The 11903-nt window shown below is 62.2% G+C and carries 10 protein-coding genes; 2 read left to right on the top strand and 8 right to left on the bottom strand.

The genetic code is table 11. The features are described 5' to 3' along the window. Positions 1-4 precede the first annotated feature (4 nt). Positions 5-820: a sugar phosphate isomerase/epimerase family protein gene (locus AAEU42_RS13675; protein WP_342234129.1), complete on the top strand. Its 816-nt coding sequence runs from the start codon at positions 5-7 to the stop codon at positions 818-820. After that, positions 820-1788, top strand: a complete 969-nt coding sequence (locus tag AAEU42_RS13670) for a Gfo/Idh/MocA family protein (RefSeq protein WP_342234265.1) — start codon at positions 820-822, stop codon at positions 1786-1788. Before AAEU42_RS13675 ends, AAEU42_RS13670 begins: the two co-directional genes overlap by 1 nt. Positions 1789-2074: 286 nt before the next feature. Here the strand turns inward: AAEU42_RS13670 and AAEU42_RS13665 are convergent, their stop codons facing one another. From AAEU42_RS13665 to AAEU42_RS13630, 8 genes are all read right to left on the bottom strand, one after another. Beyond that, complete coding sequence (locus tag AAEU42_RS13665; RefSeq protein ID WP_342234128.1) at positions 2075-2584, bottom strand: 4Fe-4S dicluster domain-containing protein; 510 nt, start codon at positions 2582-2584, stop codon at positions 2075-2077. Beyond that, a complete protein-coding gene (locus AAEU42_RS13660) occupies positions 2581-4728 on the bottom strand; it encodes a molybdopterin-containing oxidoreductase family protein (RefSeq protein ID WP_342234127.1) in 2148 nt (715 codons plus the stop codon). Before AAEU42_RS13660 ends, AAEU42_RS13665 begins: the two co-directional genes overlap by 4 nt. Next, positions 4721-5980 (bottom strand): NAD(P)/FAD-dependent oxidoreductase, encoded by a 1260-nt coding sequence (locus AAEU42_RS13655; protein ID WP_342234126.1) that lies wholly within the window; start codon positions 5978-5980, stop codon positions 4721-4723. The genes AAEU42_RS13660 and AAEU42_RS13655 overlap by 8 nt, the downstream gene beginning before the upstream one ends. A gap of 27 nt (positions 5981-6007) precedes the next feature. Further along, positions 6008-6997 (bottom strand): ornithine cyclodeaminase family protein, encoded by a 990-nt coding sequence (locus tag AAEU42_RS13650; protein WP_342234125.1) that lies wholly within the window; start codon positions 6995-6997, stop codon positions 6008-6010. A gap of 122 nt (positions 6998-7119) precedes the next feature. Then, positions 7120-7827, bottom strand: coding sequence for a maleate cis-trans isomerase family protein (locus tag AAEU42_RS13645; RefSeq protein ID WP_342234124.1), 708 nt, complete (start codon positions 7825-7827; stop codon positions 7120-7122). A gap of 12 nt (positions 7828-7839) precedes the next feature. Beyond that, a complete protein-coding gene (locus AAEU42_RS13640; protein ID WP_342234123.1) occupies positions 7840-9252 on the bottom strand; it encodes an MmgE/PrpD family protein in 1413 nt (470 codons plus the stop codon). A gap of 21 nt (positions 9253-9273) precedes the next feature. Continuing rightward, positions 9274-10308, bottom strand: a complete 1035-nt coding sequence (locus tag AAEU42_RS13635; RefSeq protein WP_342234122.1) for an NAD/NADP octopine/nopaline dehydrogenase family protein — start codon at positions 10306-10308, stop codon at positions 9274-9276. Between the two features lie 42 nt (positions 10309-10350). Beyond that, a complete protein-coding gene (locus AAEU42_RS13630) occupies positions 10351-11727 on the bottom strand; it encodes an APC family permease (protein WP_342234121.1) in 1377 nt (458 codons plus the stop codon). Positions 11728-11903 lie beyond the last annotated feature (176 nt).

Raw genomic sequence — 11903 nt, 5'->3', positions numbered from 1 at the left:
TATCGTGTTAAAGCGCGTCATCGCGGTCAACTCCAACTGTTACCACGGCTATTCCATCGAGGAGGCCATCGACTCCATCGCCGCCGCCGGCTTCCACTATATCGAGCTCACCGCCACCAAGGGCTGGACGGAGCACGTCTTCCCCGACCAGAGCTTTGAACAGCTTTGGAGCGTGAAGGACCGCCTGGCCCAAAAGGGCCTCATCCCCTTCGCCCTAAGCGGCCACTGCAACCTGATGGACCCCGCCCGCATCCCGGACTTCGTCTCCAACATCCGCCTCGCCGCCTTCTTCGGCTGCGACTACATCGTCTCCTCCATCGGGGAGGCCCACCTGGCCGACCAGGCGGTGGCCTCCAACGCCGAGGTGGCCGAGCACGTCAAGGCCCTGGTGCCGGAGCTGGAGCGATACGGCCTCACCCTGGTGCTGGAGGTCCACGGCGACCACGGCAGCGGGAAGATTTTGAAGGAAATCGTGGACCTCATCGGTTCGGAGCGGGTCAAGGTCAACTACGACACCGCCAACGCCATCTTCTACGGGGACGTGGACCTGTCCGCCGACCTGGACGAGACCATGGACCAGCTGGGCTATGTCCACCTGAAGGACAAGGGCGGGGCCAAGAACGTCTGGGACTTCCCGGCCCTGGGCAAGGGCTGGATTGACTTCCCTATGATTTTCGACAAGCTGGAGCGGGCGGGCAATGCCTGCCCCTTCAGCATCGAAATCGAGTTCACCCAGGCCGGGGCTAAGGACCTGGCCGAAATCGACCAGGCGGTGCGGGACAGCGCCGCCTATCTCAAGAGCAAGGGGTTTGAGCTGTGATGACACGCATCGGCATCGTGGGGGCTGGGGGCATGGGCACCGTCCACCACAGCAATTACGCCCATATCCCGGACTGCCAGGTGGTGGCCGTGGTGGGGGCCTCCGACAAGGACCGGGAGAACGCCGCCGCCTGGGGCCTGCCCCTCTACGCCACCATCGCGGAGATGGCGGCGGCGGAGGACCCCGACGTGGTGGACGTCTGCACCCCCACTTTCCTCCACAAATCCCACGCCTCCGAGGCGCTAAGCCTGGGGAAAAACGTCATCCTGGAGAAGCCCTGCGCCCTGACCAAGGCCGACGCCGCGGCCCTCTTCGACCTGGCCAAGGCCAAGGGGGTGCACCTCTACGTGGCCCAGGTGGTCCAGTTCACCCCCGAGATCGCCGTCCTGCGGCAGGTCCTGGACAGCGGGGTCTACGGCAAGCCCCTGGACGCCGTGTTCGAGCGGCTCTCCGCCTGCCCCAAGTGGGCCCAGGGAGGCTGGCTTTTTGACAAAACCAAGAGCGGCCTGGTGCCCTTCGACCTCCACATCCACGACCTGGACGTGATCGTCAGCCTCTTCGGCAAGCCCAAAACCGTCTCCTACACCACCTGCGGCGGGGCGGACAAAGGCTACGCCGAGCAGTACCGCTTCACCTACGGCTACGACGGTCTGAATGTAGTCGGAGAGGCGGCCTGGTTCAACGCCGACATCCCCTTCACCGCCCGCTGGCGGGTCTACTTCGAGGACGGGATGCTCATCAACGACGGCCAGACCGTTACCGGCTACCGCTTCGGGGAGGCTCCCCAGGTCTTCGACACCGAGGAGAAGGTGAAAATCCCCACCGGCATCAACGTGCCCCCCACCGGCTGGTACCTCACCGAGCTGACCCACTTCCTGGACTGCATCCGGGCGGGGGAAGCCACCCCGAGGGTCACCCGGGAGCAGGTCTTGAACGTCCTGGAGATTTTGGAGGCGGCCATTCAATAAAAACAAAGGCCCGGCGCCGTGGAAACGGCGCCGGGCCTTTCTGTGCTTGACCGCCCTCCCAAGGTGTGGGCAGTAGTTGGATTCGCGGGGGTGTCCCTGCCAACCCCGCGAATCCAGCTAAAAAAAGAACGTAAAAAGCATCTGATTTCCGAAAAAATCAGATGCTTTTTTGGTTGCGGGGACAGGATTCGAGCCTTCGGCCTCCGGGTTATGACGTCGAGGAGAATGACCTCATCCATTATTGCGGGTCTTATTGTTTTCAAGAAGTTTTCTGAAAGGGACAGCTTCACCGCTCAGTCAGTGACCTGCATATTGTTTGAAGGGAGTGCTTGCGTTTGGCGGACAGGTATTCCTCCTGCGTGGCGTAAACCGATAGGGCGCCGAAGGGGCAGACCCGAACGCAGGCGGGAGTGAGTCCGGCGCGGACACGCTGGATACAGCCGTCGCATTTGGTGAGCTTGTCCCTAGCGTTAAAAGACGGGATGCCGAAGGGGCAGGCCATGGCACAGGAGTGGCAGCCGATGCAGTTGATCGGATCATAAAGGGTAAGACCGCTTTCCGGGTCCTTCCGAAGTGAGGCGGTAGGGCAGCCGGCAACACAGGGGGCGTCGGCACAGTGCATGCAGGCCATGGAGAGATTCGTGTATCGTATCCGCTCCCCCACCTGCTCCTCCAGGGTATACACTGAGCGGAAGGGAACGTCTCCATTCAGGGGATCGGTGTCGTTCTGATCCATACAGGCCACGGCACAGGCCCCGCAGGAGACACATTTTTCCATATCCAGGTCGATAATCATTGTCTCCTCTCCGTCCTTTCCTCTTTGGTCACGGCGCACCGTGTCTGCCGGAATCCGGGGAACCCGGAATAGGGGTCCAGGTGATCCGCTGGGATGAGCTCGTTGGCGTCCGCCTCCCGGTAGCCGTGGTAGAGGTAGACTTCCCCGGGGGACACCGCCTCGGTAAGATGGGCCTTGACGTGGACCGAACCCGCGGAGGTGGACAGGCAGATTCCGTCCCCCTCCTGGAGGCCCAGTCCGGCGGCGTCGCCGGGATTCAGGTCGGCGGCGGGCTCCGGCCGGAGGGAACGGACCCAGGGCACGTCATGGAGGCGGGAATGAATGGCGTTGGGGAGCCGGGCGCCGGTGATTAGGGTGAGGGGAAACCGGACCGGGTCCGAGCTGTCGAAGCTGTCGGTGTAGGTGGGCAGGGGATCTAAGCCGGGGCGGTGGAGCGCGTCGATAAGCAGCGAGAAAAGCTCCAGCTTGCCCGAGCGGGTCTCGAAGCCCCGCTCCAGATAGGTTCCGGGCCGGTACGGCTTGAACTCTTTTACCCGGATGGGCAGGGGCGCGGCCTTCAGCTCCTCCAGGGTGACCGAGAGATCAGAGATGAGGTAGCGCATGGTGTTTTCGTATCCGCTTTTTAAAAGAGGATCGTTCAGATCCAGGTACGAGGCCAGCTCACAGATAATCTGAGGATCGGGTTTGGAACTGTACAGGGGGGAGATCGCCGGCTCGGTGCAGGTGAGGAGACCTCCGGGATAGCCCTTGAGCTCACTGCGCTCCAAGGAGGAGCAGGCGGGCAGAAGGATGTCGGCATAGGCGCCCATGTCCGTCATCACCAGATCCACACAGACCACCAGCTCCAGCTTGTCCAGAGCCGAAAGCAACCGCTTGGGCTGTGGGAACATCCGGTGGTTCATGCCGAAGCCCACCAGGGCCTTGATGGGGTAGGGGGTTCCCTCTTCAATCTGGCGGGTCAGGTCCATGGCCTGAAACTCGTCGGAGAGGGCGGCCCAGACGGGGAAGCGGGCGTCTCCGATCCGCTCTTTGCAGTGCTGGGGCGCGGTGTCGGTGACGAAGCTGTGTTCCTTGGTATCAAAACCGCAGTCGGTGTAGACAAGGCTGGTGTGGATGGGGAGCATCCCGCCTTTGCGGTCAATGTTTCCGCATAGGGCCTGAAGGGCGATGACGGCCCGGAAGTTGTTGTAGCCGTTTATGTGGTGCGTGAGAGTGGCGGAGGGGGAGTAGGCGGCTGCGGGGCCGTTGGTGGCATAGAGCTTTGCGGCGGCGTACAGCAGTTCCTTGGGCACTCCGGTGACCTCCTGGGTGTATTCCGGCGTGAAGCGGGCGGCGTAGGCCCGGAATTCCTCAAAGCCATAGACATATCGATCCACATAGTCCCGGTCCAGCCACCCGTTTTCGATCACCAGATGGCAGAGTCCCAGAGCCAGAGCCCCGTCTGTGCCGGGGCGGAGGCGGAGGTGGATGTCCGCCAGCTTGGTGGAGGTGGGGGTCTCGCGGGGGTCGATGATGATGACCTTGCCGCCCCTGGCCTTGAAGGCATTTAACTCCTTGCCCATGATGTGCCAGTTGATAAGCACGTTGCTCCCCCAGCCCAGATAGGTGTTGGCATTTCTCAGATCAGGCCGGTAGTTGCGCCCGGTCACCGTGGTCCAGGCCATCTGGGTGGCCTTGAAACAACTGGAGCTCTCGGTGCCGTAGTTCTCACTGCCAAAGGAGTGGACAAGACGGTGGAGCCAGGGCCGGTACCATTTGGAGTAGCCGGTGTACCAGGCTACGGCCTCCGGTCCGTCCTCCTTCTTGATACGGTTCAGAGTCCCGGCGATTTCCCGGTATGCCTCCTCCCAGCTGATAGGCTCGAAGGAACCGCTCCCTCGCGGCCCCACCCGGCGCAGAGGGGTCTTGATCCGGCCCTCCCGGTAGACATATTGACGGCTGCAGGCTCCCTTGGTACACAATTTGCCGTCGCTGCCGGGGAAGCCCTCGGTGCCCTCCACCTTGAGGATGGCGCCGTCCTTTACATACACATCCAGACCGCAGTGGGCGCCTGGAGTACAGATGTCACAGATGCTATGCTTGATCTCGATGCCCGTATCGGGACCCGGAATTTTGGATTTTAGGCGCTGGTCCGTTTCACACATGGCGGTTTCCTCCGATCTTTCGGATAAATTCCCTGCTGATCCCACACCCCAGCAGAGCAGCGGTCTGGACCGGGGTAAGGCCGCATCCGGGCCGGTCCAGCTGGGCCAGGAGCAGGCTCTTGAGGATCCCGGCGGCCCGGCGGCAGTCCAGGAGATTGACGCATTGCAGCGATCCGTTCCGGACCCGGGCCTCGATGTAGGGCCCCGCGGATAACCCGCCCCAGACCACCGGTTCCCCCTCCCGCCGGCTGTCTCCCAAACCGACGAAGTCCAGGCCCATGAAATGGGTAATGTTGTGTATGATGTTCCCGGCATAGGGTTCGGGGTGTCCCGCCATGGCCCGGCCGGCGGCCTCGCCCTGGCGGGCGGCGTTAGCCCACAGGCCGATGGGCATGGTTTGGCCGGACTGGAGCTCGGTGCCTTCACAGCAGTCTCCGGCGGCGTAGATGCCGGGGCAGGAGGTCGACATATTGCCGTCAACTACGATACCCCGGCCCACTTGGACGCCGCAGCCTGGGCCGGACACCGTGTCTGCTTCGGCGCGGGTGCCGATGCACAGACAGATGAGATCGGCGGGGAGCAGTGCGCCGGAGGTCAAAACCACGCCCTCGGGGGAGATCTCCCGCACCATGGCGCCCCAGGTGAAGCGGAGACCCCGCAGGGTGAGACGCCGTTCCAGCTCCCGGCCCACGTGGGGGAAGGCGGCCAGGGGGAAGAGCCAATCGGCCCCGTCGGCGATGGTTACCTCTACGCCGCGGGCAGCAAGAAGCTCGGCCACTTTGATGCCAACCATGGACCCTCCCACTACCACGGCCCGGCAGGGAGGGGCGGACGCAAGACGGGCCCGGAGCCGCTCGGCGTCCCCGAGGGTGCGCATCACAAGGACCCTGGAATCGGGGAGGCCTTTGAGCGGGGGCAGGAGGGCCCGGGCACCGGTGGAGACCAAGATGGCGTCGAAGGAATAGGAGCTGCCGTCCTCCAGGGTCAGGGTATTTTGGGAGATGGAGCTGACAGTCTGGCCCCCGTGGAACTGGAGGTCCAGTTGGGAACAGAGGGAATCGAGATTTCCGAAAGGAAAGACCCCGTCCAGGGAGATACGGTCGGAGGCATAATAGGTGGAGAGCATGGGGTTGAAGGGGGGCATATTCAGCCGGTCGAAGACGTGGAGTTCTCCGGTCTTGTCCAGGGACCGGATGGCCTTGGCGGCGTGGTAACCTGCGCAGCCAAAGCCCACTATGGCGTATCGTTTCATTCTATCACCCGCTTGCCAACGGCCCGGTCAAAGGAGCCGCAGGGTATGGCCGATCCCCGCGTCCCGGGCCTTGCGGTAGGCCAGATCCCCCACCGCCACGTCCAGGGCCCCCATGCCGAAGTGGGTGTATACAATGATTTCCCGCTCCGATTCCCGCCCAGGTTTTTTCCCCAGGATAACTTCTCCCAGGTCGGCGGCCACATTCTCTTTTCGGAGGCCATAGTGCTTCAGACCAGGATTTTCAAGGACCTGGAGGGTGTCCTGGCTCCAGGAGCCCAAGATCCATTTATCGGCCTGAGCGGCGCAGGCGCCGTCCAGGTCAAAAAAGGTGTAGAGGCCTACGACCAAACAGCCCGGGGATAAGTCTTCGTAGTGAATGAGCGGGGTGCGGGATGTGGTGGCCATCACCAGAATGTCGGCTCCCTGAGCGGCCTGGGCAGGCGTGGCACAGCACACCACATCAGCCCGGTCTGCGTAAAGCCGGGCCAGCTCCGCCATGGCCTGTGGGTCCCGGTCACACAGCCGCAGGGCGGTCAGCTGGGGGAACTGCTCCAGGAAGCTTTGGGCCGCAGCGCGGCCCTCCTCCCCGCAGCCCACGATGGCCAGGGTTGCGGCGCCGGATTTGGCCAGGTATTTGGCGGCCACCACGCCGTGGCCGCCGCCGGTGCGCATGGCGGTGATGGCGGAGGCCTCCATGAGGGCGTAAGGCTGGCCGGTGGAGCCGTCGGTGAGGATGAGCAGATTCCCGCCGCAGGTGGGTAGGCCCGGCTTTTGGTGGGTCATCATACTGACCCACTTGATCCCGGCGACGCCCGTGTCCTTGAGATAGGCGGACATGGCTTTGATCATATTGGTGTGGGCATCGTCAAGCCAGATGGGCTCTTTGACTGGGTGAAAGAGGAGTCCTTTTCCGGAGCGGCGGAAGGTCTCCTCCACTGCGTCCACCACCTCGGGGTAGGTGAGCAGGCCTGCTACGTCCCCGGCGGTCAAAACGGTCAGATCTAGATGGTATTCCATATGTACCTCCTGTGCTGCTTTGCTTTTCGGGAAATTTCCCGCGCCGCTCTCCGCTGTGGAAAGACGGCGCGGCCACGGCTTTTCAAAAAGCCGCGGCCGCTTTTGGAAAGCCAGGGGAGTGATCAGTGGTCGAAGAGGGAGCCCGGTATCAGCCGGTCGCTCCGGCCCAGGGTGCGCAGGGCCATCCAGAGAGTGGCCTGGTTGCTGGTGATAACGCTCTTTTGAAAGTCGCTCTCCAGTCCCCGGATGTAGTCCAGGACCCGCAGGCCCGCGCAGCTGATGAAAATGCAGTTGGACTGGGGGCGGTCGGTGTCCCGAACGAGGGCGTAGAGCTGGTCGAAGGGGACCTTGGCTACCAAGTTCATCTGGACGATGCCCAGCCCTTTGGAGGACACCAGATGAAAACCGCTTTCCTCCAAGAAACGGATCTCCACCTCGTTGACCGAATCGGGGTAGGGGGTGACCATGGTCAGGTGGGTCCCCCCGACGGATTTGAGGGCGGCCACCACCGCGGTGGTGGTAGTGATGGCGGGCAGGCCCGTGGCCTTTTCCAGCCGCCGGATGATTTCCAAGTCGTAGCCCAGGCCCCTGATAAAACTGCCCGAGGTGCAGTTAAAGACCACCAGATCCGCCCCCTGGGCGGCCAAATCCTTCGCGGCGTCGTCCGCCATGTCTCCAAAGTCGCTGAGGACCTGGGGGTCGATCTTGGCCAGGGGGATCTGCCGGGTGAGCAGCTTGATGTCCGCCGGGGCGTATTTGGCCATCTCGATCTCCGGGTTCTTGATGCCCCCGCCGGGGCAGATGAGGCCGATGGTCAAGTCCTGCTTCATGGCCACTCCTCCTCAGCGGTGGAGCAGATGGCTGAGGGAGGCCACATCCTTGCAGCTCTCCAGGCCCATGATGGCCCGGATCGCCTCTTCGCACTGCTCGGGGGAGAGCACTCCGGTGGTCTGCATCCGGAAGCGCTGGGCCATCTCCTCCCAGGTGAACATGGCCTTGGGGTGGCCGGGGTGTACGTCCATGGAGGCCTCATAGACCTTCCCGTCCTTGGTGGTGATGGTCATGTGCTTCATGGGGTAGGTGCCCTCCTGCATGAGCTTGAAGCCGCCGCCCAGAGTGTGCTGGGGACTGGGGCCGCTCTTGACCTTCTGGGCCAGGGCCAGCACCTTGGGATCCTTCATGTTCTCCAGAGAGTACCACTGGGCCCCCGGCGTGCGGTCATAGAGCATGGCGGCGATGCAGAAGGGGATGCTGAACTGGGCCTGGGTCAGGGAGGTGTACCCCTCGGGGCGGATGCCCATGCGCAGCTGGGTGGGGGGGTCCAGGACGATCTCCTGGATCTCCTCGGGGGCGATGTGGTGTTTACCTGTAATGTCGTAGGCCAGTTCCATGGCGGTCTGGTTCCACATGTTGGCCGGCCAGTGCTTGAGCAGGGTCTCCATGGTCAGATACCAGCTGCCCAGGTCCTTGGTGTACCACTCTGGCCGGGGGTCGGGAGTCATGTGGATGGCGTAGACCTTGGGGTCGTCGAAGCAGTCCTGGTAGTTCTCTACGCCGCTCTGGGCGGTCTGGCAGAGCTGGACGCCGTCCCTGGCCCGGAAGCCGTGGAGGTAATGGTAGGCGTCCGACATGGTGGTGTGGTGAAGGCTCCCGTTCGTGGTGCTGCAAGCGGTGCCGAAGCCCAGGGCCTGGTTGACCTGCTCCTCGGTCAGCCCCATCAGCTTGGCGGCGGGGACAATGGCGGCAAAGATCTGCCAGCTGGTCAGGCCCCAGCCGTTGCCCTTCTCCTGGCCGGCAAGATCCTGGATAGCCATGGCGACTCTCTGGTAGACCTCATAGCCCGCCACCACGGCGGTGAGGAAATCCCTGCCGGATTTATGGAGCCCCTCGCTGACGGCCCAGGCCGTGGGGATCACGCCAGCCGAGGGATGGCCGGTCCAGGAGCAGTCCTCCCAATCCAGCATGTCGGACAAGGCGCCGTTGACAAAGGCGGCGTTGGACATGCTCAGCTTGCTGCCGTCGATCCAGCAGGTGGCCTCACCCCCGGAGCCGCCGTTAAAGCGCTTGCCCAATTCAATGGCCCGTCCGGACATGGGCACACCGTTGGCGGCAATGGCCACGCCGATGGTCTGCATGGCGATCATTTTGGCCCGGTCAATGACCTCGGGGGGAATATCTTCGTAGGTGAGTCCTTTGATGTAGGCGGAAAGGGTGTCGGTATAGTGTGTAGTCAGCTCGTGGATGCTGAATTTCATATTGGTTCCTCCTATGTCGTGTCAGCCGTTTTGCAGCCGTTCATTGAGGGCCTTCGGATCCAATCCGCCCAGCCCCAGGGCTTCCAGCGTGCGGCCGGAGGTGTAGTCCCGGCCGTTGAGGACCGAGACCAGGGTGAGCAGGGCGTCCAGGACCGGAGTTGACAGCTCCAGCAGCCGGGCCAGGGACCACAGCAGGCACAGGCCGGTGGAGGCGTCCTCGGAAATATAGCGGTGGGTGAGGCTGTCCGGGCCTGAGACGTCCCGGAAGGGATCCATCTCAGGAAATTGGTCAAAGGCCAGGATGCACCGCCGGGACTCGGCGAAAGAGACGAACTGGTAGCCCAGGGCCTCCATCACCGCCTTCTTCTCCAGCTCCAAAGCGTCGATGAGCGCCACCACGTGGGGGGAGAAGCCGTCCCGGTAGAGGCGAAAGGAAGGGTTCCGGTCGATATTGGCCGCGTTGAGCAGGGAGGCGGCTACATGGTTGTTGAGATTGGGGGAGTTGAGCGTGGTCTGGATGGGGTTGGGGGCGGGCAGACACTCATAGATCCCCTCCAGAGCTTCCAGCAGCCGGGGTGTGTCCCGTCCCGGGGAGGCGGCCACCCGTTTGGGCTTGTAGCCCATGACACAGGTGACTGTGGCGGGGGCGGTCATGCGGCAGGGGTAGACGTTGCCCCCCATCTCCCCCACCACGGCCGGGTGGTCCGGCCCCAGGGTATTGCGCAGGAGGATGGAGCCGCAGTTGCCGGCGGAAAAGCAGACGCACTGGCCGGGCTGGAGCAGGGGGGCCAGGGCCCGGGAGATCCGTTCATGGCGGCTGGCAAGCATGGCGATGAAGATGACGTCGGCGCCCTCCACCGCGTCCTCCAAATGGTCGGTGATCAGGTGGGGGGAGGCGAAGCCCTCTCCCGCCAGGCCCCGCATGGTAATACCGCCCAGGCGGATCACGTCGGTCAGATTTTCGTGGAAATACTCGGGAAAGTCAAAAAGAGATACCGAAAAACCTCTCCGGCCCAGATCCGCGGCGATGGTACATCCGGTACCTCCTCCGCCCAATACGGCAATTTTTTTCATAGCGTGTTTCTGACGGAACTGCCGTCAGCCCTCCAGGTTGGCGCGGGTCTCCTCATCGGCCTTCCGGAGGAACTCCGCCGTTTTTTCCCGCAGATTGTTTTTCTCAATGATCTTGTTTCCGAAGATCAGGATATAGAGCAGTACGACGGCCAGACAGATGAGGATGATGATGAGAACGTTTTTGGGCAGGCCCAGGGCGTTTTTCACGATGAAGAAGAGCATCAGGGCGTTGGAGACGATCGTCAGGGCCATCAGTTTGGGCGTGGACATGTAGAAGCGGGAGGCTTTCCACTGGTCGGGAAAGAGCTTGGGGAGCAGGATGGGGGTCAGGTTGGGGATCATCATGGTAAAGAGGACCAGCCCGGAGGAGAGCCGGGAGAGGGTCTGACCGTCCACGTTGAGCAGGATGGGGATGATGCCCATGAGCCAGAACAGGATGCAAAGGCGGTGGGGTACACCGTATTTGTTTTTCTTGGCCAGGCCGTGGGGGAGCCAGCCGTCCACACAGGCCTGGATGGCGGCGCTGTAATAGAGGACAAAGCAGGAGTTCATGGTGGTCATGATGGCCAGGAGGGCACCGCCGATGATGAAGAAATTATAGAAAAGAGGATTTCCGTCGTAGACCGTGTGGGCGGCGACGGTCAGGGGCTTGCCCGCCACCTCGGAAATGGGCAGGACGCCGGAGCCCACCAGGCCCACCACGGCAAAAAAGAAGGCGGCCACCAGGGTGGACCAGAAAATGGCCTTGGGCAGGATGCGCTGGGGCTTATCCATGCTGCCGGCATATTCCAGCAGGGTGAAGCCGCCGCTGATGGCGAAGATGACCAGGCTCATGGCGTCCACGATGCCGTTGGCACCGTGGGGGAACATGACCTCCGGGCGGGTGATGGAGGCGAAGTCCACCTTGGGCAGGCCGAAGATGACAAAGGTGGAGAGCGCGACCAGCAGGATGGTAGTCATGATGTTCTGCATCTTGGCGGCGTTTTTGATGCCGAACAGGTTCATGACAAAGACAATGGTGATGATGGTCACCCCCACTACAGTGGGGTTTACGTTGATGAGGGAACAGAAGTAGGTGGCAAAGGAAAAACCGAAGAATGCCATTGTTACCCGGGCGATGGTTGAAACGCCGATATAGAAGGCCCCGAACTTGGGGGAAAACAGGTTGGAGTAAGCGTAGGAGGCACTGGTACGGGGGATGGTGGTGCCCATGATGAGGGAGGGGAACTTACAGATAAAAATGCAAACGGCGGCCAGAATGTAGGCCCAGAAGACGCCGCTGCCGGTTTTGGCAATGGCGATGCCGGTCATGGTGATAACACCCGCGCCGATGGTCTGACCCACGCCCATAAAGAAGCAGTCGCCAAACCGCAGGTTCTTCTTGCTGGGATTCGATGCCATAATGATTCCTCCTCTAGTTCTCGTATGTGGGAGCCGGGGTTCCAACTGTCCGCGCAACATATCTTCAGGCCTGAAGTGTTATGTTTCGCTTATTTGTAATGCAAATTCGGTGCCAAATCAAAAAACGAAGAAATGACGGTGCTTTTTTGTGGAGAATATCAAAAAAGGATTGACTT

It is taken from the genome of Pseudoflavonifractor phocaeensis (assembly GCF_038439875.1).
GTDB lineage: Bacteria > Bacillota > Clostridia > Oscillospirales > Oscillospiraceae > Vermiculatibacterium.
This window is presented reverse-complemented; position numbering and strand designations above follow the sequence as displayed.

What these genes read in the sequence shown, in the direction of transcription:
- AAEU42_RS13670 (WP_342234265.1), top strand. Translation starts at nt 820, where the DNA reads ATGACACGCATCGGCATCGTGGGGGCTGGGGGCATGGGCACCGTCCAC.
- AAEU42_RS13665 (WP_342234128.1), bottom strand. Translation starts at nt 2,584, where the DNA reads ATGATTATCGACCTGGATATGGAAAAATGTGTCTCCTGCGGGGCCTGT.
- AAEU42_RS13660 (WP_342234127.1), bottom strand. Translation starts at nt 4,728, where the DNA reads ATGTGTGAAACGGACCAGCGCCTAAAATCCAAAATTCCGGGTCCCGAT.
- AAEU42_RS13655 (WP_342234126.1), bottom strand. Translation starts at nt 5,980, where the DNA reads ATGAAACGATACGCCATAGTGGGCTTTGGCTGCGCAGGTTACCACGCC.
- AAEU42_RS13650 (WP_342234125.1), bottom strand. Translation starts at nt 6,997, where the DNA reads ATGGAATACCATCTAGATCTGACCGTTTTGACCGCCGGGGACGTAGCA.
- AAEU42_RS13645 (WP_342234124.1), bottom strand. Translation starts at nt 7,827, where the DNA reads ATGAAGCAGGACTTGACCATCGGCCTCATCTGCCCCGGCGGGGGCATC.
- AAEU42_RS13640 (WP_342234123.1), bottom strand. Translation starts at nt 9,252, where the DNA reads ATGAAATTCAGCATCCACGAGCTGACTACACACTATACCGACACCCTT.
- AAEU42_RS13630 (WP_342234121.1), bottom strand. Translation starts at nt 11,727, where the DNA reads ATGGCATCGAATCCCAGCAAGAAGAACCTGCGGTTTGGCGACTGCTTC.